Origin of the sequence: Kitasatospora sp. NPDC091207 (assembly GCF_044768625.1) — a bacterium.
GTDB lineage: Bacteria > Actinomycetota > Actinomycetes > Streptomycetales > Streptomycetaceae > Kitasatospora.
The window spans coordinates 3262-25693 of the sequence record NZ_JBIVVS010000019.1 but is presented as its reverse complement, the minus strand read 5'-3'; the positions used below and the strand labels follow the sequence as shown (position 1 = coordinate 25693).

Below are 22432 nucleotides of genomic sequence, written 5' to 3'. Positions count from 1 at the left end.
CTCACCATCCTCGGGATCACGATTGCGGCCCGGTCTACCCTGCCCAGTCTGCTACGGACCATGCCGGGGCGCTTCGCAAACATCTTGTGAAGAGATGTCCGCGCAGGTCAGGGGCGGTGCAATCGGGTGATGCCGGGCAGTTCAGAGCCTTTCCAGCCGGCGCAGGACCACGTCCAGTACCGGGGTCGGCAGCGCGTAGTTCAGCCGCAGCGAGCCCTCGCCGCCGGGGCCGAAGTCGGCGCCGGCGGAGGCCTCCAGGCCGCACCGCTCCAGGAGCGCCGCCCGGGCGCCGACGGGCGGCAGGCCGAGCGCGGCGGCGTCCAGCCAGAGCAGGTAGGAAGCCTCGGGGGCGGAGCGGACGGCCGTGCCGAGCAGCCCGGTCAGCCGGTCCCGGGCGGCGCTCAGGTGGCGCAGCAGCGCGTCCAGCCACGGGCCGCCCTGCCGCAGCGCCGCCCCCTGCGCCACCTGCTCCAGCAGCCCGCCCTCCCACAGGCCGTAGCCGGCCATGACCTCGGTGATCCGCTCCCGCAGCGCCGCGTCCGGCACCAGCGCGAAGCAGCTCGGGATGCCGGAGGTGTTGAAGGTCTTGCCGACCGAGTTGAGCGTGACGGTCCGGTCCCGGTACGGGCCCGCCACCGCGACGGCCACCGGGTGGCGGCGGCCCGGGTGGGTGAGGTCGCCGTGCACCTCGTCCGAGACCAGCACGCCGCCGGCCCGCGCCGCCGCTCCGGCCAGCGCGCGGACCTCCGCCGCCGTCCAGACCCGGCCGGACGGGTTGTGCGGGCTGCTGAGCAGCACCGCCCCGGCCCGGCCGGCCGCGAAGGCGTCCAGCGGCAGCCGGTACCCGGTCTCGTCGCGGGCCAGCGGCAGCTCCCGGTACGGCAGCCCGGCGGCCCGGCAGAGCTGGGCGAAGCCGCCCCACTCCGGCGTCGGGAACAGCACCGGCCCGGCCGGACGCACCGCCTCCAGCAGCAGGCGGACGGCCGTGCGCGGCCCGAAGGGCAGCAGCAGCACCCACGCCGGGTCGATCTCCGCCCCGTGCCGCTCCCGGTACCAGTGGGCCACCAGGGACCGTCCGGCCGGATCGCACACCGTGTACCCGTAGGCCGGGTGCTCCGCCCGCCGGCGCAGCGCCGCCGCGACGGCCGGCGGTCCGGGCAGGTCCATGTCCGCCAGCCCCATCGCGATCGCGCCGGCGGCGTCGCCGCCGGTCCGGGCCCACTTGCCGCTCCCGGTGCCGGACCGGTCGAAGGCCCGCTCGAAGAGCCGGTCGAGCGGGCCTTCGACCGGGCCTTCGCGCGGGTCGAGCGGCGGGAGGTCGGCGCGGCGGTCGTCCGACGGGGTCGTCATGGCGGGCCTCCCGGGCGGCGGTGGGGTCGGTCCCGGGCCACGCTAACGGCCCGGGACCGGCCGGTCACCAGGGCGCGGCGGGCGGGCCCGGCGCCCCGGCGGCCCCGGTGTCGCCCCCGCCCGCGTCCCGAGGAGCGGTCGGCACGGGCGTGGACACCGGGCGGGGCCGTACGCTGCGGGACGGCCGCGACCGGGGACGCACGGGGACCCCGGGACGCACCGGGACACGGGGAAGGGCGGACACATGGGACTGCGCGAACGGACGGAGACGGCGGCACCGGCAACGGCGGCACCGGGCACGGCGGCCGGGGGCGGGCCGGACGACGAGGTCACGCTGTTCGTGGCCCGGCGGGTCGAGTCCGGCTACGAGGAGGCCTTCGAGCACTGGGCGAAGGAGATCCTCGCCGCGGCCGCCGGGCACGAGGGCAACCTCGGCACCGGACTGCTGCGCCCGGCCGGGCCGGAGGACCCCTGGCACCTGCTGCTGCACTTCCGCGACGGCGCGGCGTTCCGCTCCTGGCAGGCCTCGCCGGCCCGGGCGGCCTGCTTCGCCGCCGCGGACGGGCACCACCACGAGGTGCACCGGCACGAGATCCTCGGCATGGAGGGCTGGTTCGCCACCACCCGGTCGGCGGCGAAGGGCCGCCCGCCGGTGCGCTGGAAGATGGCGGTGGCCTCCACGGTGGCGATCGCCCCGCTCACCATCACCGCCAGCCTGCTGCTGACCCCGCACCTGGCGGGCCTGCCGGTGGCGGTCCGCGCCCTGGTCACCGCGCCGCTGATCAGCGCGCTGATGACGTACGCGGCCCTCCCGGTGGTGACCCGCCTGCTGCGCGGCTGGCTGTTCGGCCGGGCGGACCGGCCCGCGCGGACCGGTTAGAACGTCTCCCAGTCGTTGTCGTCCGGCGTGTTGAGCGTGTTGACGCGCTCGCCCTCGGCGGTGTCGAAACTGTCGGTGGCGATCTTGAACGAGCTGCCGTCGGGGCGGATGCCGTACAGCACGACCTGCTCGTGCTGCTGGCCCTTCAGGGACTGGCTGATGCACGACCCCGGGTTGGCGGTCGCCGTCCGCAGGTTGGCGCGCTTCGGGAACACCGCGTAGGACCGGTAGGTGCCGCGCGAGCACAGCATGAACGCGGGGGCGGGCGTCGGCGTGGTGGTGACGGTGGCCCCGGCCCGCGGCACCGCGCCCTGGGCGGCGGCGGTGCCGCCGGAGAGGGCGGCGACGCAGGCGGTGAGGGCCAGGCCCCCGGCGACGGCGAGGCCTGCGGTCTGGGCGGTGCGCTTCGTCGTGCGCATGGGAGCTCCCGAGGGTCGAGGGGGCGCCCGGTGCGCCCTGCCCGTTCAACGGGCGGTTCGATCGTGCGGGTTCACGGGGGGCGGTGCCGCGGGGCGGCCGGACGGGCGGCCGGCTGCGCGGCCAGGCCCCGGCGGCCGCGGCGCATCGTCACGGCGTGGTTGGCCCGGAACACCGGGTGCAGGAGGAGGGCGAGGCGCCGGAGCAGGGCCCGGCCGGGGCGGGCGTCCTCCTCGAACCGGACGCGGTGCCGGCGCCGTCCGCCTCGACCGTCCAGCGGGACCAGCCGACCAGGTCACCCCGCATCGCGACCTCCAGCACGCCGGCCGACGGGTCGCGCCGCACCGCGGTGAGCGCGATGACCAGCCGGTACGGCAGCAGCGCCCGCACCACCGCCTCGCCGGTGTCCGGGCCGAACCGCCGCACCGCGCGGATCTCGGGCCACCAGAGCGGGTAGCCGGGCAGGTCCTCCAGCGCCGCGTACACCGCGGCCGGCGGCGCGGCCGGCCGCCACACGTCGCGGAACCGGTAGTGGTTGGGGTCGACGGCCGCACTCTGGTGCCGGACCGGACGCCCTTCGCCCCGCCGGGCCGACCCCGCCCGGGGCGGGCCCGGTGCTACGCCGGCTCGCTCAGCGCGAAGGCGGTGTTGACCAGCGCGACGTGGCTGAACGCCTGCGGGGTGTTGCCGAGTTGGCGGCGGGCGCGCGGGTCCCACTGTTCGGAGAGCAGGCCGAGGTCGTTGGCGAGCCCGACCACCCGGGCGAACAGGTCCCGGGCCTCGGCCCGGCGCCCGGTGGCGAGGAGCGCGTCGGCGAGCCAGAACGAGCAGGCCAGGAAGGCGCCCTCGCCGCCCGGCAGGCCGTCGGTGTGCCGGTGCGCCCGGTAGCGCAGGACCAGGCCGCCGTGGTCCAGGCCGTCCCGGACGGCGTCCACGGTGCGGACCACGCGCGGGTCGTCCGGCGGCAGGAAGCCGCTCTTGACGACGAACAGCGTGGCCGCGTCCAGGCCCTGCCCGCCGTAGTGCTGGACGAAGACGCCGCGCCGCCGGTCGTAGCCGTGCGCGCAGACGTCGGCGTGCACGGCGTCCCGCATCGCCCGCCAGCGGTCGACGGGCGCGGGCAGCCCGGTGGCCTCGGCCATCCGTACCGCGCGGTCGGCGGCGACCCAGGACATCACCTTGGAGTGGACGAAGTGGCGCCGTTCGCCGCGCACCTCCCAGAGGCCCTCGTCCGGATCGCGCCAGTGCTCCTCCAGGTACTCCATCAGGGCCCGCAGCAGGGTCCAGACCTGGCGCTCCATCGGCAGGCCGGCCAGCAGGGCCAGGTGCAGGGTGTCCACCACCTCGCCGTAGACGTCGAGTTGGAGCTGGTCGACGGCGGCGTTGCCGAACCGGACCGGCCGGGATCCCTCGTAGCCGGGCAGCCACCCGGCGGTGGTCTCGCCGAGGACGCGCTCACCGGCGACCCCGTAGACGGTCTGCAGGTCACCCGGGTCGCCGGCGATGGCGCGCACCAGCCAGCGGCGCCAGGCGGCGGCCTCCTCGCGGAAGCCGCCGCGGAGCAGGGCGGAGAGGGTCATCGAGGAGTCGCGCAGCCAGCAGAAGCGGTAGTCCCAGTTGCGGGTGCCGCCGATCCGCTCGGGCAGCGAGGCGGTGGGCGCGGCGACGATCCCGCCGGTGGGCGCGTAGGCGAGGGCCTTGAGGGTGAGCAGCGAGCGCAGCACGGCCTCGTGCCACTCCCCGCGGTACCGGCAGCCGGCGGCCCAGTGCCGCCAGTCGCGCAGGGTGCCGAGCAGGGCCTCCTCGGGGTCGGCGCGCGGGGAGGTGGGCAGGTGGGAGGGCTGCCAGGTGAGGACGAAGGGGACGCGCGCGCCGGGGGTGACGGTGAAGTCGGAGACGGTGACGCCGTCCACCCCGTAGGTGTGGACCTCGGGCGGGACCCGCAGCCAGGCGGAGTCCGGCCCGGCGACGGCCACCCGGTGCCGGCCGGTGCGGCGGACCCAGGGCTCGATCCGGCCGTAGTTGAACCGCAGCCGCAGCTCGCCGCGGACCGGGACGCTGCCCTCGACGCCTTCGACGATCCGGATCAGTTGCGGGGAGCGCTGCCCGCCCCGGCCGCGCTGGGGCATGAAGTCGGTCACCCGCACGGTGCCGTCGGCGGTGTGCCACTCGCTCTCCAGGACCAGGGTGTCACCCAGATAGCGGCGGGTGGCGCACTGCGCGGCGCCGGCCGGGGCGAGCCGCCAGGCCCCGTGCTGCCGGTCGCCGAGTAAGCCGGCGAAGCAACTGGGGGAGTCGAACCGGGGCAGGCAGAGCCAGTCGACGGACCCGTCCCGCCCGACCAGGGCGGCTGTCTGCAGGTCGCCGATCAGGGCGTAGTCCTCGATGCGTCCGGCCATCGGGTCCATTCTCCGGCCGCGGTGCGCGGTCGGCAGGACGAGGCGATCCTTCGGGAGAGGGCGGGGTGATCCCGCGGCACGGGGCGGGGTGGCTCCGCGGGCGGGACGAGGTGATTCCGCTTGCACGCGTTCGGCGTGCAGAGGAGGATCTTTTGTGCTTGTAGTCTCATCAGAACCAGCTGTCCCTTCGGGCTGCTGGTTTACCGGAACCGGAGCGAAGGAGTCCCGAGGATGCGGCGACCGAACTGGGTACCGGAGGGCACGGACCTGGACAAACCGAACGCCGCGCGGGTCTACGACTACTACCTCGGTGGTTCGCACAACTTCGAGGTGGACCGGGAGATGGCCCGCCAGGCGATCGCGCTCTGGCCGGAGCTGCCCCAGATCATGCGCTCCAACCGGGCCTTCCTGCGCCGCGCGGTCCAGTTCGCCGCCGAGCGGGGCGTCACCCGCTTCCTGGACATCGGCTCCGGCATCCCGACCTTCGGGACGGTGCACGAGATCGCCCGCGCGATCCGCCCCGAGACCGAGGTGGTGTACGTCGACCGCGACCCGGTCGCCGTCGCGCACAGCCGGCTGCTCCTGGCGGACGACGAGGGCTGCTCCGTGGTCCAGGCCGACGTCCGGGACATCGACGACCTGCTGGGCCGTCCCGAGGTGACCGCGCTGCTCGCGGCCGGCGAGCCGGTGGCCGTGCTGCTGGTCGCCGTCATGCACTTCGTCAGTGACTCCGAGGACCCCTGGAAGCTGCTCGCGGTGCTGCGCGAGGCGCTGCCGCCGGGCAGCGCGCTGATCCTGTCGCACGCCTCCCTGGAGGGCCGCCCCGACCAGGCCGAGGACCACCAGAAGCTGTACCGGATGACCCCCACCCCGCTGACCATGCGCACCCGCGAGCAGATCACCGCGATGTTCGCCGGCTTCGAGCTGGTCGGGCCCGGTGTGGTCTACCTGCCGCAGTGGCGCCCCGACCAGCCCGAGGCGGTCGGCAGCAACCCCGAGCGGATGACCGGGATGGCGGGCGTGGGGTTCCGCCCGTGAACGAAGCGCCGGTACCGGGCAGCGCCGAACGGTTCCACGAGGACTGGGCGCGGCTGCTCTCCGGCGATCACGGCACGGCGGTCCACCCCGGCCTGCTCGGCAGGCTGGTCTCCCGGACCGCCGGGCTGCTGCACCGCGCCCAGCTGGGCGAGCCGTTCGAGCCGCGGCTGGCCGCCCAGGCCGGCGCCGAACTCGTCGACGCGCACTTCACCGACCCGGTGGTGCTGGCCCGGGCCGTCGAACTGCTCCAGGAGCAGCCCGCCACCGACGACCGCGGGCCCGCGCTCTGCGGCGCCTTCGCGGCCGGCTGGGCGGCCGCCCTGCGCGAGCGGACCCTGCGCGAGCAGGAGGCCATCCGGACCGCCGCCGACACCGCCCGCCGGGAGGCCGAGCGGGCGCTGCGCGCCTCCGAGGCCCGGTTCCGCGCGCTGTTCGAGAGCGCGGCGATCGGCATCGGCATCGGTGACACCGAGGGCAACATCCTCGCCGTCAACAAGGCGCTCCAGGAGCTGTTCGGGGCCGCCCCGGAGGACATGCGGGGGCGCCGGGTCGGCGACCTCGTCCACCCCGAGGACACCCCCGGCGTCTGGGAGGCGTACGAGGAGCTGATCAGCGGCAAGCGGGACTACTTCCAGTTCGACAAGCCGTACTACCGGCACGACGGCGAGGTGGTCTGGACCCACCTCACGGTCTCGCTGATCCGGGACGACGACGGCCGCCCGCAGTACCAGGTGGCGATGCTGGAGGACATCACCGACCGCTACCGGCTGCAGGAGCGGCTGCGCCACCAGGCCACCCACGACCCGCTGACCGGGCTGCCCAACCGGGCCGCCTTCTTCGAACGGCTGGAGAAGCTCTTCGAGGAGCCGGACCCGGGTGCCCGGTTCGGCCTCTGCTACGTCGACCTCGACGGCTTCAAGGTGGTCAACGACAGCCTCGGCCACGACACCGGCGACCAGCTGCTGGCCGCCGTCGCGGCCCGGCTGAAGGCCGCCCTGACCCCGCTCGGCCACCTCGTCGCCCGCCTCGGCGGCGACGAGTTCGTCGTCCTGCTGGAGAACTGCCGGGGCGAGCAGGAGGCCGTCGCCGCGGCCAAGACGGTGCTGAAGGCGCTCGCCGGACCCGTCCTGATCGGGGATCACAAACTGGCCGTCGGGGCCAGTGTGGGCGTGCTGGAACGGCGCGTCTCGACCACCACGCCGGGCGCCGCCGTCCGCGCCGCCGATCTGACGCTGTACCGGGCCAAGGAGGCCGGCCGCGGCCGCTGGACGCTCTTCGACCCCAAGGAGAACGCCCGCGCGGTCAGCCGGTACGCGGTCTCGGTCCGGATGCCGGCCGCGCTCGACCGCGGCGAGTTCTTCATCGACTACCAGCCGTTGTACGCGCTGGCCGACGGACGGCTCGCCGCCGTCGAGGCGCTGGTGCGCTGGCGCCACCCGCAGCTCGGCGTGCTGGGCCCGGACGAGTTCGTCACCACCGCCGAGGAGACCGGGCTGATCATGCCGCTCGGCCGCTGGGTGCTGGAGCAGGCCTGCGGCCAGGCGGCCGACTGGATCAAGCGGTTCGGTGACGACGCGCCCCAGCTGAACGTCAACCTGGCGGTCCGTCAGGCCCGCAGCGCCGCCCTGGTGACCGATCTCGGCCGGATCCTCGACTCCACCGGCCTGGACCCGGCCCGGCTCCAGCTGGAGATCACCGAGTCCACCGTGGTCGGCCCGGAGGACGAGGCGCTGCGGACCTTGCACGGGCTGGTCGACCAGGGTGTCTCGCTCGCCGTGGACGACTTCGGCACCGGCTGGTCCAACCTCGCCTACCTGCGGGACCTGCCGGTCTCCGGGCTGAAGATCGCCGGCTCCTTCGTCGGCGACCTGCACGACCCGGCCAAGGACGCGGCCACCGGCTGGCGGATCGTCAGCGGCCTGGTGTCGATGGCGCACGCGCTGGGCCTGACCGTCACCGCCGAGGGCGTGGAGACCCGCCGGGACGCCGAGCGGCTGCGCGGCATCGGCTGCGACTGGGCGCAGGGCTGGCACTTCGGGCGGCCGGTGCGGCCGGCCGAGATCGCCCGCCGGATCGCCGAGGAGCCGGGCGGCCGGCCGGTCGGCGGCTGACGCGCGGGCGGCACCGGTTCCCGCTGCCGGCGGGCGTCGCCGAGGGGGTCCCGGTGCCGAAGCCCAACCGGTCAGATATGGCAAAATCCGGACAAACTACTTGACGTGACGCCCGTCACCTGGGCACGATGAGGCCCTGGCACACCCCGTACTCCGGTGCGGGAAGCACATTCGGCCAGTTCGACAGACCGGCGCTTCGGCGCCCGAGAGCCGGCGGCGCACCGCTCACGCGTTGTCTCCCCAAAGCCGCTCTCCACCGTTTCGGCAGTCCCTCCGGGGGCTCGCTTCCCGGGGCCCCGCCCCCGTGCGCCACCCGTGCGCACCGGGCCCGCCCCGTCACAGGGGCCGCGTCCTGTTCCGGCGCCGCCCGTCGCCTCCTTCCGAGAGGCCGTCCCCGATGAGCACCACCCTGCCCCCCCACGTCGTTCCGCCCCCGGACCACGACGGCCGGCCGCAGCGCCGCGCCGAGGACCGGGCCCTCGCCCGCCGGCCGCAGCGCCGGGCCGAGGACCGGGCCGTCGCCCGCCGGCCGATGCGCCGGGCCGGGGACGGCGTCGCCAGTCAGCACAGCGTCACCCTGGTCGTCCCCGCCCAGAACGAGGCCCGCAACATCCCCTGGGTGTTCGAGCAGATCCCGCGCTGCGTCGACGAGGTCATCCTGGTCGACGGCTCCTCCGACGACGCCACCGTCCCGATGGCCCGGCACTGCCTGCCGACCGTCCGCAGCGTCCAGCAGAGCGGACCCGGCAAGGGCAACGCGCTGCGGACCGGCTTCGCCGCCGCCCGTGGCGAGTACATCGTCATGATGGACGCCGACGGCTCCATGTGGCCCGGCGAGATCCCGCACTTCCTCCACTTCCTCGACCACGGCTTCGACTTCGTCAAGGGCTCCCGGTGCATTGCCGGCGGCGGCTCGCTGGACCTCACCAAGGTCCGGTCGTTCGGCAACCGCGCCCTGCTCGCCGTGGTCAACCGCCTGTACGACGCAGGCCTCACCGACCTGTGCTACGGCTACTGCGCCTTCCGCCGTTCCTTCCTGGACGCGCTCGACCTGCGCTCCTCCGGCTTCGAGATCGAGGCCGAGATGATCGCGCACGCGCTGCGCTCCGGACTGCGGATCGCCGAGGTACCGAGCCTGGAACTCCCCCGCCGCAGCGGTCGATCCCACCTGCACGCCGTCTCCGACGGCCGCCGGGTGCTGAGGACCCTGATCACCGAGCGTCCCGGCGCCCGGTCCTCGGCGTCCGCCTCCGCGGAGGAGCGACGATGAATGGCTCCGACCGGCGCACCGCAGCTGCCTGCCCGCGTTCTGCCGCCCGCGACTCGCTCTACACCCCTGTCCGTGTCGTCGACCTTGACCTGGACGATCCGGGTGAGCTGCGCTCGCCCGGTGGTCTCGGCGCCGTCGACCCGGTCGGCCGCGTGTTGGCGTTGGTGCGACTGCACGGACACCCGCTCGGCTTGGTCACGGCCACCGGAACAGCGGGCGACAGTGCCGCGCTGCGCCGGGCGCTGGTCGACGCCGCTCACCGGGAACTGCCGGTTCCCGCCCTGTCCACCGCGACACCCGCGGCGCGTCCCGGTCGGGTCGGCCGCGCCCGGGTGCCCGCGGGCCCGGTCACGGTCAGCGTGGTGGTCTGCACCCGCGACCGGACCGAACAGCTGCGGAGCTGCCTCGACTCGCTGCTGCGGACCGGCTATCCGCACGTGGAGGTCCTGGTGGTCGACAACGCCCCGCGGAGCGACGCCACCGAACGCCTCGTCGCCACGCGGTACCGGGACCGCGTCCGGTACCTGCGCGAGCCGGTCCCGGGCCTGGCCCGGGCCCGCAACCGCGGGCTGTCCGCCGTCCACGGCGAGGTGGTGGCGTTCGCCGACGACGACCTGATCATCGACACCGGCTGGGTGGACGCGCTGGCCGGGGCGTTCCGCGCGGACGACCGGATCGGCTGCGTCACCGGGCTGGTGCTGCCGGCCGAACTCGACACCCCGGCCCAGGCCGCCCTCGAACAGTACGGCGGCTACTCCCGCGGCTTCGCCGCCCGCGACTGGTCGCTGCGCGACCGCCCGGACGACCCGCTGATGCGGTTCTCGGTCGGCCGGTTCGGCTCCGGCGCGAACATGGCGTTCCGGACCGCACTGCTGCGCGCCATCGGCGGCTTCGACCCGGCGACCGGGGCCGGCACACCGGCCCGCGGCGGCGAGGAGCTGCTGGCCTTCTTCCAGACGCTCGACGCCGGACACACCGTCGCCTACCAGCCGGACGCCATCGTCTGGCACCGCCACCCGCGCACCTGCGACGCGCTGACCCGGCAGGTCTTCAACTTCGGCGTCGGCTTCGGGGCCTACCTGACCGCCGTCGTCTCCCACCGGCCCGGTGTGCTCACCGCACTCGTGCGGCGCGTCCCGGCCGGCCTCCACCGCTGGCAGCGGGTGCGCCGCGACCGGGCCCGGCACGGCCCGGCCGCGGGCGAGGCCGACCTGCTGCGACTGGGGCGCCGCGAGTTCCGCGGGCTGCTGGTCGGGCCGTTCGGCTACCTGCTCAGCGTGTGGCGCCAGCGCACCCTGCGGACCGGAGGCACGTCATGAACACCGTCCTGCGGGCGCCCGCCCAGGTGGTGGAACTCGATCTCGACCGGCCCGGTGGGCCGTGGCGGCCCGGCTTCACGGCCCCGGTCCGCCCGCAGGGGCCCGTGGTGGCCCTGGTCCGCCGGGCCGGCCGACCGCTCGGCCTGGTGGCCGTCGGCCCCGACCGTCCCTCCCAGGACGGTCCTGCGGGCCCTTCCACCGGCCCCTCCGCCGGTCCCGGCCCGGACCCCGAGCGGCTGCGCCGGCGGCTGGTCGAGGCGGCCGAACGCCACCTCGACGCCGGTCCGCCCGCCGCTGCCACCCCCGTCGCCCGCCCCGCCGCGCCGCCGTCCGGGTCCGCGCCCCTGGTGAGCGTCATCGTCTGCACCCGGGGGCGGCCCACCCTGCTCGGCGACAGCCTGAGCGCGCTGCTGCGCACCGACTACCCGGCCACCGAGTTCCTGGTGGTCGACAACGCCCCCGAGGACGACGCCACCGAGCGGCTGGTGCGCGCACTGGACCCGGACCGGCTGCGCTACCTGCGCGAGCCGGTCCCGGGCCTGGCCCGGGCCCGCAACCGCGGGCTGTCCGCCGCCCGGGGCGAGGTGGTGGCCTTCACCGACGACGACGCGCTGGCCGATCCCGGCTGGGTGACCGCCCTCGCCGGGGCCTTCCGGGCCGACCCCCGGATCTCCTGCGTCACCGGGCTCGTGGTGCCCGCCGAACTCGACACCGAGGCCCAGGCGGCCTTCGAGCGGTACTGCGGCTTCGGCAAGGGCTTCGCCCCCCGGGACTGGTCGATGCGCGCGGCCGGCGACGACCCGCTCTTCCCGTTCGCCGCCGGTCGCTTCGGCACCGGCGCCAACATGGCCTTCCGGACCGCCGTGATCCGCGGCATCGGCGGTTTCGACCCGGCGACCGGCGCGGGCACCCCGACCCGCGGCGGCGAGGACCTGCTCGCCTTCCTGCGCGTCCTGGTCGCCGGGCACACCCTCGCGTACCGGCCGGACGCCGTCGTCTGGCACCGCCACCGGCGCACCATGGCGGAGCTGGAAGCCCAGATCCAGGGCTTCGGCACCGGCCTCGGCGCCTATCTGACCGCCGCCGTCACCCAGCGCCCCGGCCTGCTGGCCGACCTGCTGCGCCGGCTCCCGGCCGGCACCCGGTACGCCCTGCGCCGGGCCGGCGCCGGACGGACCGGCCGCGGTCACCTCAACGGCGACGGCGGCGGCAATGGCAGTGTCAACGGCACCGGCACCGGCACCGGCACCGGCACCGGCGACCGTGACCCGGGGGCGGCCCGGCTCGGCCGGCTCGAACTGCGCGGCCTCCTGAACGGACCGTTCAGCTATCTGGTCAGCCGCCGGCAGGACCGCCGGTTCCGCTCGGAGGACTGGTCGTGATGCAGGTGCTCACCGCCCGCTCGGCCGCCCCCGCCAGGCCCTGCTCCTGCCCCCGCCCGCTGCCCTGCCAGTGCACCTACCGGGCCCTGCTGAAGGCCCGGGCCCGGGCCGCCCGGGTCCGGCTGTCCGGTGAGCCGCTGCTGCGCAACGGCCACATGCTGCTGGCGAGTTCGACCCTCGCGGCGGCGTTCGGCGCGATCTTCTGGCTGTTCGCCACCCGCTGGTACAGCGCCGGGACGGTGGGCCTCAGCTACGCCGCCGTGTCCGCCGCCGGGCTGCTCTCCGCGGTCGGCCGCTTCAACCTCAACGGCGTCCTGGTGCGCTTCCTCCCCGGTGCCGGCCGGCACACCCGGCGCCTGGTGGTCCGCTGCTACACGGCGAGCGTGGTCGCCAGCGCGCTCGCCGCGGTGCTCTTCCTGCTGCTGATCCCGTGGATCTCCCCGAGCCTCGGATACCTGCGGGAGCCGGTGGTGGCGGTCGCCTTCGTGGTGGTCACGGCCGGGTACTCGCTCTTCGTCCTGCAGGACGGCGCGCTGACCGGTCTGCGGCGCACGGGCTGGGTCCTCGGCGAGAACACCCTCTTCGCCCTGGCCAAGGCGGGTGCGCTGGCCGTCTGCGCGGTGCTCGCCGTGGGCACCGGCATCCTGGTCTCCTGGGCGGCGGCCCTGCTCGTCACCGTCCTGCTCACCAACGTCGTGCTCTTCCGCCGGGCGATCCCGGACCACCAGCGCGCGGCCGGCGCCACCGCGTCCGCGCCGCCGCGGGTGGCCCGGTACGCCGTCGCGGACTACCTGGGCAACATCTCCGGCATCGCCGCGTGCAGCGTCGTCCCGCTGATGGTGCTGGCCGTGCTCGGCGCGGCGCAGAACGCCTACTACTCGCTCGCCTGGGTGATCGCCGACAGCCTCTACATGGCCGCCTACAGCATGGGCAGCTCGCTGGTGGTCGAGGCCGCCCGGGCGCCGGAGCGGCTCGCCGAGCACGCCCGCCGGATGATGTGGCACACCGCGCTGCTGGTCCTCGCGGCGGTCGTCGTGATCGTGGCCTTCGCCCCCTGGCTGCTGAGCCTGTTCGGGCCCGGCTACGCCGAGAACGGCACCACCGTGCTGCGGCTGATGGCCCTCTCCGCCCTGCCCACCGTCGTGCTGAGCCTGGCCACCGACGTCGCCCGGGTGCGCCGCGCCCTCGGCTGGATGATCAGCCTCCAACTCGTCTACGCCGTCCTCGTGATCGCGCTCGTCGCCGGACTGCTGCCCGTACTCGGCCTCGCCGGGGTCGGGCTGGCCTGGCTGATCGGCGCGACGGCCCTCGCCCTTCCGCTGCTGGTCGCCCTCCCGCGCTGGCTGCCGTCCGATCGGAGATCGTGATGAACACCGAGCCGAAGTACGGGCCGGGTACCGCACCGGGCCCCGCGCCCACCCTGTCCGTGGTCGTCTGCAGCTACACCCTCGACCGCTGGGACGACCTGTGCGCCGCCCTCGACTCGATCGGCGCCCAGCGGCTCCGGCCGGACGAGACCGTCGTCGTGGTGGACCACTGCCCCGAGCTGACCGCCCGGTTGGCCGCCCGCCCCGGCCTGCGGCTGGTCGAGAGCCCCGAGCGACCGGGCGTCTCGGGCGCCCGCAACACCGGGGTGACGGTCGCCCGCGGTGAGATCGTCGCCTTCCTGGACGACGACGCGGTGGCCGAACCCGACTGGACGCGACGGCTGCTGGCCGGCTACCGCGACCCCCGGGTGCTCGGCGTCGGCGGCCGGGTCGACTCCTGGTGGGAGACCGGCCGCCCCGGCTGGTTCCCGCCCGAGTACGACTGGGTGGTCGGCTGCTCGTACCCCGGCGCCCCCGAAACCACCGGCGCGGTACGCAACTTCATCGGCGCCAACATGTCCTTCCGCCGGGCCGCGGTGGTCGCCGCCGGAGGGTTCCGCGGCGACCTCGGCCGGATCGGCACCAGCCCGTTCGGCTGCGAGGAGACCGAACTCTGCCTGCGGCTCACCGCCGAGCACCCCGGCAGCGAGCTGCGCTACGAGCCCGCCGCCGTCGTCCGCCAGCACGTCCCGCGGGCCCGCACCACCTGGCGCTACTTCAGCTCCCGCTGCTACGCGGAGGGCCGCTCCAAGGCCGTGGTCGCCCGGTACGCGGGCACCCGGTCCGCACTCTCCAGCGAGCGCCGCTACGTGCGCCGCACGCTGCCCGCCGCGATCCTGCGCGCACTGGGCCGGCGCCGGCCGCGGGCGGCCGGGGCCCTGGGCGCCGGCGCCTGCCTGGCAGCGGTCGGGTACACCACCGGCCGGCTCTCCCGGGCGGACGCCCGGGCCGCCGCCGCGGCCCCGGCCGTCGGGCAGGACGTCGTGACGGCGGTTCCCACCAGGAGCCGGCCATGAAAGCGGTACCGGTGTTCCTCTACCACTCGGTGTCGGACGACCCGCCGCCGTGGATCGCGCCGTACACCGTGACCCCCGCCGCCTTCCGCCGCCAGATCGACCGGATCGTCGACAGCGGGCGGCCCGTGGTGCCGCTGCGCCGGCTGGTCGCGGCGATCCTCGGCGGCCCCCCGGTACCGCCCCGCGCCGCCGTCCTCACCTTCGACGACGGATTCGCCGACTTCTACTGGACGGTGGCCCCGCTGCTCGCCGAGCGCGGCCTGCCGGCCACCCTCTACGTGACCGTCGGCGCCGTCCACCCGCCGGGCGGACGGCCCACCGGCAGCCTCTTCCCACCCGCGGACATGCTCAACTGGCGCCAGATCAGCACCCTGGACGCCATGGGCGTCGAGATCGGCGGCCACTCCGTCACCCACGCCCAGCTGGACACCGTCTACGGGCAGCGGTGCACCGACGAGATCGTCGACTGCAAGCGGCGCCTGGAGGACGCGCTCGGCCACGAGGTCGCGGCGTTCGCCTATCCGCACGGCTACTCCAGCCCGGCCGTCCGGCGCAAGGTCCGCGAGGCGGGCTGGACCTCGGCGACCGCCGTCGAGAACAAGTTCAGCTCCGGGTCCGACTCGGTGCTGCGGATCTGCCGGCTGATGGTCCGCAACGACACGCCCGACCACGTCTTCGAGGACTGGGTCGCCGGGCGGGGAGCCCGGATCGGGCCCGTGCCGGAGAGCCTCTACACGCGGCTCTGGCGCAACTACCGCCGGCTGCGCACCGCGGTGGGCAGCCCGGTCGGGAGGCCCTCCAATGGTTGACCAGCTGGCTCGTGTCCAACCCTCCCCGGGCGGACGACGCCCCGCTCCCGGCGGGTCCCGCCGTCGCGGGCCGCTGCGCTCCCTGCGCGACGGATGGCGGGCGGCCGGGCCGCTCGGTGTGTTCGCCCGCGCGGCACTGCCGGCGGCGCTCGCCCTCTGGCTGCTCGCCCTGCCCCGGGTACGGCTCGGCGGCATGGGCGACCTCGGCCTGATCCAGGTGCTCCCGGTGCTGTACTGGACCGGCCTGGCCCTGCTCGTGGCCGGCTTCGTCGCCGTCCTGCGCGACCGGCGGATCCGCCAGCGCTGGGCGGCCGGCTACGTCCTCGCCCTGATCGCCTTCATCCACGCCACGCCCACACTGCTCTACCCGGAACTGCGCTACGCGTGGGCCTGGAAGCACGTGATGGTCGTGGACGCGATGCTGCGCCACGACGGCTCGGTGCCCTACGCGGGCGAGCTGGACATCTACAACCAGTGGCCCGGCTTCTTCCAGCTCAACGTGCTGCTGCTGCGCGCCACCGGCCTGCACTCCGCGCTCGGCTACGCCGTCTGGTACCCCGTGCTCGCCAACGTGCTGCTGCTCGGCCCGCTGCTGCTGATCTTCCGTACCGTCACCCTGGACCGCCGGCTGGTCTGGGGCGGGATCTGGATCTACTACAGCGCCTCCTGGATCGGCCAGGACTACTTCTCCCCGCAGGCCTTCTCGTACCTGCTGTTCCTCGCGGTGATCGCGATGGTGCTCCGCCGGCTGGCGGCCACCCGGGTGGCACAGGCCCCGCCCGGGGAGGGAGCCGGGAGTGACGGGGGAGCCCCGGCCGCCGCGCGGAGCGGGCCGGGAGCCGGTGCCCGGGCGATGACCTGGGTGAGCGACCTGCCGCCGCGGGGCGGCTGGCGGCCGCTGCCGTTCGTCCTGGTGCTGGTCCTGACGGCCGCCATCGCCTGCTCGCACCAGCTCACGCCGCTGATGCTGATCAGCACCCTGCTCATGCTCGCCCTCCCGCGCCGCAACCGCCGGGTGGTCCTGCCCGCCCTCGTCGGGGCCGTCGGCATCACCTTCGCCTGGGATGCCACGGTCGCGCGGCCCTACCTGGCCAAGAACATCGGCAACCTGGTCGCCGCGCTGGCCTCGCCCGACAACAACGCGCTGCCCGGCCTGCAGCGGCTCGCCCAGCCCGCCCCGGGGCAGGTGTTCGCCTCCTGGGTCGACCGGGGTCTGACCGGCGTCGTCCTGGTGCTGGCGGTGACGGCCGTCGTGCGCCACCGCTGGGTGCGCCGCACCAGCCTGCCGCTGCTCCTGATCGCGCCCGTCCCGCTGCTGCTCGCCAACAGCTACGGCGGCGAGATGGTCTTCCGCGCCTACCTGTTCGCGCTGCCCGCGGCGGCCCTGCTCGCCGCCACCGTCCTGATCCCGGCCTCCCGCGCCCCCGACCCCCCGGGCGTCGCGGCCGCCTCCGAGGCGTCCGCCGCCACCGCCGCCCCCGCTCCGGCACGGGGCCCGCGTCGGGCACTGCCCGGCTTGCGCTGGGGGCTGACCGCGGTGGCGCTGCTCGGGCTGCTGGGCGGCCTGGTCTTCGGCTACTACAGCAAGGAGGTCATGAACGAGTTCAGCCCCGGCGAGGTCGCCGCCCTGCGCTACGTCGCGCACACCGCCCCGTCCGGATCGCGGATCGTGTCGGTCACCGCCGACCTGCCCGGCTCCGAGGAGCGCTACGACCAGCTCAGCCGGACGGCGCTCTCCCTGGGCACGCCACAGGACCGCCGGGAACTGGTCGCGGACCCCGCCACGGCCGTCGAGGCCGCGCTCGGCGACCCCGCCGTCCCCGGCCCCTCGTACCTGGTGCTCACCAAGGCCCAGGCCGCCGAGTGCAAGCTCACCGGCATCCTGCCGGCCGACACCGTCGACCGGGTCCGCGACGCCGCCTCGACCTCGTCCACGCTGCGCGTCGTGTTCACCGACGGTGACGCCACCGTCTACCGGCACTCCGCCCCGGTCGCCGTCGTGAGCCCGTTCGCCGAGAGTGGGCAGTGATGAGGCTTCCTCCCCGTGCCGCCACCCGTCTGGCGCCCGCCCTCCTCGGCTGGGTCGCGCTGGCGTCCACCGCGCTGCCCGCCGGCGATCCGCTGCGCGTCGTCCTGACCGGCGGCTTCCTGGTGCTGGGCCCGGGGGCGGCCGCGCTGCTGGCCAGGCCGACCGTCGCCCGCACCGCCGGCGGGCCCGACCGGCTCGCCGCCCTCCCGCTCGCGGTGGCGCTGAGCACGGCGCTCGCCGCGCTGACCGCCGTCGCGCTGCTGGCCTACGACGCGTTCTCGGTGGGCCGGGCGCTCGCCCTGCTGGCGACCGTCACCACGGTGCTCGCCCTGCTGCCGCACCGCACCCGGCCGGGCCGCGCCGCGCCGGGTGGCCGACCGCCCACCGGGTTACCGCCCGTGCGGGCGGCGGGTCCGACGGCGCCCCGGCCGTCGGACCCGCCGCGTGAACCGCGTGAACCGCGTGAACCGCGCGGGCGGCGCGGGCCGGCGCGGCCCGGCCGGGCCCGGCCGGCCGCGGGCGGTGCGGCGGCGGCCGCCCTGCTGGTGCTGGTCGCGGCCTGCTCCGGCAGCGCCGGGACCTCCGGCACCGGGTCGACGACGGGCTCCGGGCTGCCGGCCGCGGCCGCCTCGAACCACCCTCCGGCGCCCGGTGCGTGGCGGCTGGTGTTCCACGACGAGTTCGCCGGATCCACCCTCGACCCGGCGAACTGGACCACCTGCTACGACTGGAACGACGGCGGCTGCACCAACGCCGGCAACGGCGAGGACCAGTGGTACCAGCCGGGCCAGGTCAAGGCCGGCGGCGGCCGGCTCACCCTCACCGCGCAGCCCCGGACGGTGACGGGCAGCGACGGCCGGACGTACCCGTGGGTCTCCGGCATGGTCAGCACCGGCCGTGACTCCTGGAACGCCAAGCCGCGCCACACGTTCACCTACGGCTACTTCGCGGCCTCGCTCAAGGTCCCGGCCAACCCGCACGGCTTCTTCCCCGCCTTCTGGCTGATCCCGGCCGCGAGCCGGGGCACCCCGCCGGAGGTGGACATCGCCGAGTTCCCGAACACCGACCAGTACGTCCACATGAACCTGCACTGGCGCGGCCCGGACGGCTCGGACCAGCACGTCGGCCAGAACTGGGGCCCCGCCGACTTCTCCTCCGACTTCCACGTCTACGGCGTCGACTGGGAGCCCGACACGGTGACCTGGTACGTCGACGGCAAGGTCTGGTTCCAGGTCACCGACCCCTCGCGGATCCCGACCGTGGCCATGGAGATCGTGATCAACCTCGCCGTCGGGTACCTGGAGTCGCCGCCCCCCGGCACGACCTCGGCGGCCGTGCAGGCCCAGTGGGTCCAGGTGTGGCAGCACTGAGAGGTGGGAGCGCCATGGCACGAAGCCCGTTGCGCGCGGACCGCACCGTCCCCGCGCTCCTGGTGAAGGTCGGGCACTATCCGCAGTCGCACAGTGCCCTCGGCGCGGTGCGCACGCTCGGCCGGCTCGGCGTCCCGGTCTACGCGATGGTCGAGGACCGGCTGACGCCCACCGCGCTCTCCCGCTACCTGACCGGGGCGCTGGTCAGGCCGAGCACCGGCCGGGAGCCGCCCGCCGACCTGGTCGCCGCCCTGCGCGAGGCGGCCGGCGAGGTAAGGCGGCGGACCGGGCGGCGGGCCGTGGCGGTGGCCACCGACGACGAGGCCGCCGTGCTGCTCGCCGAGTACGCGCCGGAGCTCGCCGAGGACCTGCTGCTGCCGCCGGTGCCGGCCGACCTGCCCCGTCGGCTGGCCGACAAGGGCGGTCTGTACGACATCTGCCGTGCCACCGACACCCCCACCCCGGGGGCCTGCGCGCCCGTCGACCGGGACGGGCTGCTGGCCGCCGCCCGGCGGTTCGGCTATCCGCTGGTGCTGAAGAACCTCGCCTCCTTCACCCGGCTGCGGCGCCCGGTGGTCGGCCACACCACCGTCGTCCGGACCGAGGCGGAGCTGTTGGCCCGCTGCCCGCCGAACGGCCGGCCCGGTGCCCCGTCCGGCGGCCCGCCGCTCGCGGTGCTCGCCCAGGAGTACCTGCCCGCCGAGCAGGCGCAGGACTGGATCACCCACCTCACCTGCGGCCCCGGCGGCGAGCCGCTCGCCGTCTTCACCGGCGTCAAACTGCGCTCCTGGCCGCCCGGCGCGGGCGTGACCACCCGGGCCCGGAGCGTCGCCAACCCCGAACTGGCCGAGCTGACCGTGCGGCTGTGCCGGCGGATCGGCTACTGCGGGATCGCCGATCTCGACTGGCGGCTCGACCTGCGCGACGGCCGGTACAAGCTGGTCGACTTCAATCCGCGCACGGGCGCGCAGTTCCGCCTCTTCGAGACCTCCGACGGCGTGGACGTGGTGCGGGCGCTGCACCTCTCGCTGACCGGGCGCCCGGTGCCGCGCGGACCGCAGCTGCGGCGCGGCTACGGAGTCGGCCAGCTCGACCTGCTCTCGGTCGGCTCCGCCCTCCGGGACGGGCACCGCCTACCGGCCGATCTGTGGCCGCGCCGGGGCACCGAGCGGGCCTGGCTCTGCCCGGACGATCCGGTGCCCGCCGTGGCCGAGGCCGGCCGGTTCGGCGGCCGGGCCGTCCGCTACGCCGGCCGCCGGCTGGCGGGCGCGGTCCGGGCGGGTGCCGGGGGAGCGGCGCGCGGCTGAGGAAGCCCGGGTGCCCGGTGGCGCCGGTGCGGGCGGGTCGGTTCGGGTGGTCCCGGTACGGGCGGGTCAGGCCGCCGCGCCGTCGGTGAGCGCGGCCGAGATCCGGCGGGCGGCGAAGTCCGTACCGCAGACGAAGCGCAGCAGCGGGCCGAAGGTGTCCGCCGCGGCCAGCCCGGTGAAGTACAGCCCCGGTACCGAGGATTCGAAGTCGCCGGACAGCCTGGGGGCCCCTTCCGCGGTGCGTCGCACCGCCCGCCGCAGGCCCGGGTCGAGCACGCCGAGGCGTTCGACGTCCACCCGGTAGCCGGTGGCCGCCAGGACGTGGTCGACCTCCAGCGCGCCGGTGGCGCCGCGCAGCCGCACCTGGACCGCGCCCGCCCGCTCCCGCGCGGACTCCACCGAGCATCCGGTGAGCACCGGCACCCCGGCGTCCTCGATCCGCTCCCGCAACCACCAGGCACCGGCCGGGCCGAGCACCGTCCGCACCCGGCCGGACCGGACGTCGTCGGGGAGATGACGGAAGGCCCAGGGGGCCCGGCAGTAGCCGAGGAGGTTCCAGCCGGGGCCGAGTTCGGAGCCCGGGTAGCGGGCCCGGACCGTCGCCGGGCGTTGGCCCGGCAGGTCCGTGTCGGGCGCGGTCCCGAACCTCAGCCGGGCCGTCCGGGCCAGCAGCGTGGGCCGGGCTCCCGCCTCGGCCAGCAGGGCGGCGCTCTCCAGCGCCGACTGCCCGGCGCCGAGTACCGCGACCCGGCGGCCGGCCAGGCGGCCCAGGTCGGCGTGGTCCGAGGTGTGCGAGGCGAAGCCTTCCTGCCGCACGGCGGCCAGCACCCCGGGGACGTGCGCGAAGGCCCGCAGCCCGGTGGCGAGCACCACGGCCCGGCTCCGGACCTCCTCGCCGGTGTCCAGCCGCAGCCTGAAGACGCCGTGGTCATAGCCGATGTCGAGGACCGCGCAGCGCTCGACCCCGGGCACCCACCGCTCCTGGAACCAGGTGCCGTACGCGAGGAACTCCGCGATCGGCACGGGGTAACGGTCACCGACCGGCGGCAGGCCCCGGGCCGCCCGGTGGTCGGCCAGCCGGTGCCCGGCGGCGGGCGCGGAGATGTTCGACGCGCGCGGGGTGGACTTCAGGAACATCCCCGCCGGCATGTGGTCGCGCCACCCGGCCATCGGCTCCCCGAACACCCGCGGGGCAGCGCCCCGTGCCGTCAGATGAGCGGCCGCCGCCAGCCCGTACGGGCCGGCCCCCACCACCGCGACCGGCAGTTGGTGCGTCGGCATGGACGCCTCCTGGAGAGCTGGGACGTCCTTCCAGGATGCCCCCGTCGCAGGGGGGCGGCATCAGGTGCGTGGACGAACGGGCCCGGCCCGCGGTGGCCCGGCCGGCCGCGGGCTCAGCCGACCAGCCGGGACAGCTCGATCGAGTGGCCGGTCCGCTCCACCTTGGCCCGCAGGTAGCGGATGTTGCTGGCGGACAGGTGCACGCCGGTCGGCACCCGGTGCTCGACCGTGATGCCGAGGCCGGCCAGCTGGGCCGCCTTGTCCGGGTTGTTGCTCAGCAGGTCGATGCCGGTGGCGCCGAGCGCCGCCAGCATCTGGGCGGCGGCGGTGTAGTCGCGCCCGTCCTCGGGCAGGCCCAGCGCGGTGTTGGCGTCATAGGTGTCGAGGCCGGAGTCCTGCAGCGCGTAGGCGTCCAGCTTGTTGTACAGCCCGATGCCCCGGCCCTCCTGGCGCAGGTAGAGGAGGTAGCCGCCGGCCTCGGCGATCCGCTCCACCGACTCGCGCAGCTGCGGCCCGCAGTCGCACCGGTCCGAGCCGAAGACGTCGCCGGTCAGGCACTCCGAGTGCAGCCGCACCAGCGGCGTCGCGTCCTGTGGAGTGGTGTCCTCCGGGGTGGTGCCGAAGGCGAGCGCCAGGTGCTCGGCGCCGTCCGCCAGGCCGTGGAAGGTGAAGACCTCGGCCTCGGCGCGGTACCCGTCCGGAAAGGTCAGCGGGATGCGGACCCGGGAGCGCACCGTGGCGGTGCCGGGCCGGGTCGGAGCGGTGCCAGGCTGCGTCGGGGCAGGCTGCGGCATGGGCGGGGCCTCCGTTACCGGGGTGATGGTCGGACCCCGACGGTACTCGGTAGTTCCAATTTGAACAACTGGCTTCCGGGTGGCCCCGCCGTGGTACGGGCTGTGACGACGCAGGCTCGCAACGCCCCGTGCGGACCCGCTGTTCCCGCCGGTCACGTCCCTGGCACCTTCCCGGCACGGCCGGGGGGGGGGGGGGGGGGGGGGGGGGCCCCCCCCCCCGGGGGGGGGCGGCGGGGGGGGGGGGGGGGGGGGGGGGGGGGGGGGGGGGGGGGGGGGGGGGGGGGGGGGCTAGG

18 protein-coding genes are annotated in these 22432 nt (G+C 75.7%); 12 read left to right on the top strand and 6 right to left on the bottom strand.

From position 1 onward, the window contains the following. Positions 1–141 precede the first annotated feature (141 nt). The gene (locus ACIQTO_RS27010) at positions 142–1350 is read right to left on the bottom strand and encodes an aminotransferase class I/II-fold pyridoxal phosphate-dependent enzyme (RefSeq protein WP_402392987.1); all 1209 of its coding nucleotides are present in this window, start codon (positions 1348–1350) and stop codon (positions 142–144) included. Between the two features lie 244 nt (positions 1351–1594). Between ACIQTO_RS27010 and ACIQTO_RS27005 the strand changes: the two genes are divergently transcribed. Continuing rightward, on the top strand, positions 1595–2230 hold the full coding sequence (locus tag ACIQTO_RS27005; RefSeq protein WP_402392985.1) for an antibiotic biosynthesis monooxygenase: 636 nt from the start codon (positions 1595–1597) through the stop codon (positions 2228–2230). Here the strand turns inward: ACIQTO_RS27005 and ACIQTO_RS27000 are convergent. The 3 genes from ACIQTO_RS27000 to ACIQTO_RS26990 all read right to left on the bottom strand — a co-directional run bounded on the left by ACIQTO_RS27000 (position 2227) and on the right by ACIQTO_RS26990 (position 5046). Continuing rightward, positions 2227–2649: a hypothetical protein gene (locus ACIQTO_RS27000; protein ID WP_402392983.1), complete on the bottom strand. Its 423-nt coding sequence runs from the start codon at positions 2647–2649 to the stop codon at positions 2227–2229. The genes ACIQTO_RS27005 and ACIQTO_RS27000 overlap by 4 nt on opposite strands. A 148-nt stretch (positions 2650–2797) precedes the next feature. Further along, positions 2798–3163, bottom strand: coding sequence for an SRPBCC family protein (locus tag ACIQTO_RS26995; protein ID WP_402392981.1), 366 nt, complete (start codon positions 3161–3163; stop codon positions 2798–2800). A 101-nt stretch (positions 3164–3264) separates the two neighbouring features. Then, the gene (locus ACIQTO_RS26990) at positions 3265–5046 is read right to left on the bottom strand and encodes a glycoside hydrolase family 15 protein (RefSeq protein WP_402392979.1); all 1782 of its coding nucleotides are present in this window, start codon (positions 5044–5046) and stop codon (positions 3265–3267) included. Between the two features lie 231 nt (positions 5047–5277). On the opposite strand from ACIQTO_RS26990, the gene ACIQTO_RS26985 reads away from it, so the two are divergent. From ACIQTO_RS26985 to ACIQTO_RS26935, 11 genes are all read left to right on the top strand, one after another. Further along, positions 5278–6084, top strand: a complete 807-nt coding sequence (locus tag ACIQTO_RS26985; RefSeq protein WP_402392977.1) for an SAM-dependent methyltransferase — start codon at positions 5278–5280, stop codon at positions 6082–6084. Further along, positions 6081–8195: a putative bifunctional diguanylate cyclase/phosphodiesterase gene (locus ACIQTO_RS26980; protein WP_402392974.1), complete on the top strand. Its 2115-nt coding sequence runs from the start codon at positions 6081–6083 to the stop codon at positions 8193–8195. Before ACIQTO_RS26985 ends, ACIQTO_RS26980 begins: the two co-directional genes overlap by 4 nt. 397 nt (positions 8196–8592) lie before the next feature. Beyond that, positions 8593–9465, top strand: coding sequence for a glycosyltransferase family 2 protein (locus ACIQTO_RS26975; protein ID WP_402392971.1), 873 nt, complete (start codon positions 8593–8595; stop codon positions 9463–9465). Next, entirely contained in the window at positions 9462–10784 is a 1323-nt protein-coding gene (locus tag ACIQTO_RS26970) for a glycosyltransferase family 2 protein (RefSeq protein ID WP_402392968.1), read from the top strand. The genes ACIQTO_RS26975 and ACIQTO_RS26970 overlap by 4 nt, the downstream gene beginning before the upstream one ends. Then, positions 10781–12166: a glycosyltransferase gene (locus ACIQTO_RS26965; protein WP_402392965.1), complete on the top strand. Its 1386-nt coding sequence runs from the start codon at positions 10781–10783 to the stop codon at positions 12164–12166. The genes ACIQTO_RS26970 and ACIQTO_RS26965 overlap by 4 nt, the downstream gene beginning before the upstream one ends. Then, entirely contained in the window at positions 12166–13533 is a 1368-nt protein-coding gene (locus ACIQTO_RS26960; protein WP_402392963.1) for a lipopolysaccharide biosynthesis protein, read from the top strand. The genes ACIQTO_RS26965 and ACIQTO_RS26960 overlap by 1 nt, the downstream gene beginning before the upstream one ends. Further along, complete coding sequence (locus tag ACIQTO_RS26955) at positions 13533–14549, top strand: glycosyltransferase family 2 protein (protein ID WP_402392961.1); 1017 nt, start codon at positions 13533–13535, stop codon at positions 14547–14549. Before ACIQTO_RS26960 ends, ACIQTO_RS26955 begins: the two co-directional genes overlap by 1 nt. Next, positions 14546–15358, top strand: coding sequence for a polysaccharide deacetylase family protein (locus ACIQTO_RS26950; RefSeq protein WP_402392959.1), 813 nt, complete (start codon positions 14546–14548; stop codon positions 15356–15358). Before ACIQTO_RS26955 ends, ACIQTO_RS26950 begins: the two co-directional genes overlap by 4 nt. Further along, a complete protein-coding gene (locus ACIQTO_RS26945; RefSeq protein WP_402392957.1) occupies positions 15351–17387 on the top strand; it encodes a glycosyltransferase in 2037 nt (678 codons plus the stop codon). Before ACIQTO_RS26950 ends, ACIQTO_RS26945 begins: the two co-directional genes overlap by 8 nt. Next, positions 17387–18757 (top strand): family 16 glycosylhydrolase, encoded by a 1371-nt coding sequence (locus ACIQTO_RS26940; RefSeq protein WP_402392956.1) that lies wholly within the window; start codon positions 17387–17389, stop codon positions 18755–18757. Before ACIQTO_RS26945 ends, ACIQTO_RS26940 begins: the two co-directional genes overlap by 1 nt. A gap of 14 nt (positions 18758–18771) precedes the next feature. Continuing rightward, entirely contained in the window at positions 18772–20064 is a 1293-nt protein-coding gene (locus ACIQTO_RS26935; protein WP_402392953.1) for an ATP-grasp domain-containing protein, read from the top strand. Between the two features lie 66 nt (positions 20065–20130). Here the strand turns inward: ACIQTO_RS26935 and ACIQTO_RS26930 are convergent, their stop codons facing one another. Together ACIQTO_RS26930 and ribA are read right to left on the bottom strand one after the other, a co-directional pair. After that, positions 20131–21345: an FAD-dependent oxidoreductase gene (locus tag ACIQTO_RS26930; protein ID WP_402392951.1), complete on the bottom strand. Its 1215-nt coding sequence runs from the start codon at positions 21343–21345 to the stop codon at positions 20131–20133. 113 nt (positions 21346–21458) lie between these two features. Continuing rightward, a complete protein-coding gene (ribA, locus tag ACIQTO_RS26925) occupies positions 21459–22139 on the bottom strand; it encodes a GTP cyclohydrolase II (RefSeq protein WP_402392949.1) in 681 nt (226 codons plus the stop codon). Positions 22140–22432 lie beyond the last annotated feature (293 nt).

Coding starts and splice junctions, on each gene's coding strand:
- ACIQTO_RS26965 (WP_402392965.1), top strand. CDS start 10,781: ATGAACACCGTCCTGCGGGCGCCCGCCCAGGTGGTGGAACTCGATCTC.
- ACIQTO_RS27005 (WP_402392985.1), top strand. CDS start 1,595: ATGGGACTGCGCGAACGGACGGAGACGGCGGCACCGGCAACGGCGGCA.
- ACIQTO_RS27000 (WP_402392983.1), bottom strand. CDS start 2,649: ATGCGCACGACGAAGCGCACCGCCCAGACCGCAGGCCTCGCCGTCGCC.
- ribA (WP_402392949.1), bottom strand. CDS start 22,139: ATGCCGCAGCCTGCCCCGACGCAGCCTGGCACCGCTCCGACCCGGCCC.
- ACIQTO_RS26960 (WP_402392963.1), top strand. CDS start 12,166: ATGCAGGTGCTCACCGCCCGCTCGGCCGCCCCCGCCAGGCCCTGCTCC.
- ACIQTO_RS26950 (WP_402392959.1), top strand. CDS start 14,546: ATGAAAGCGGTACCGGTGTTCCTCTACCACTCGGTGTCGGACGACCCG.
- ACIQTO_RS26985 (WP_402392977.1), top strand. CDS start 5,278: ATGCGGCGACCGAACTGGGTACCGGAGGGCACGGACCTGGACAAACCG.
- ACIQTO_RS26930 (WP_402392951.1), bottom strand. CDS start 21,345: ATGCCGACGCACCAACTGCCGGTCGCGGTGGTGGGGGCCGGCCCGTAC.
- ACIQTO_RS27010 (WP_402392987.1), bottom strand. CDS start 1,350: ATGACGACCCCGTCGGACGACCGCCGCGCCGACCTCCCGCCGCTCGAC.
- ACIQTO_RS26945 (WP_402392957.1), top strand. CDS start 15,351: ATGGTTGACCAGCTGGCTCGTGTCCAACCCTCCCCGGGCGGACGACGC.
- ACIQTO_RS26940 (WP_402392956.1), top strand. CDS start 17,387: ATGAGGCTTCCTCCCCGTGCCGCCACCCGTCTGGCGCCCGCCCTCCTC.
- ACIQTO_RS26935 (WP_402392953.1), top strand. CDS start 18,772: ATGGCACGAAGCCCGTTGCGCGCGGACCGCACCGTCCCCGCGCTCCTG.
- ACIQTO_RS26975 (WP_402392971.1), top strand. CDS start 8,593: ATGAGCACCACCCTGCCCCCCCACGTCGTTCCGCCCCCGGACCACGAC.
- ACIQTO_RS26970 (WP_402392968.1), top strand. CDS start 9,462: ATGAATGGCTCCGACCGGCGCACCGCAGCTGCCTGCCCGCGTTCTGCC.
- ACIQTO_RS26955 (WP_402392961.1), top strand. CDS start 13,533: ATGAACACCGAGCCGAAGTACGGGCCGGGTACCGCACCGGGCCCCGCG.
- ACIQTO_RS26990 (WP_402392979.1), bottom strand. CDS start 5,046: ATGGCCGGACGCATCGAGGACTACGCCCTGATCGGCGACCTGCAGACA.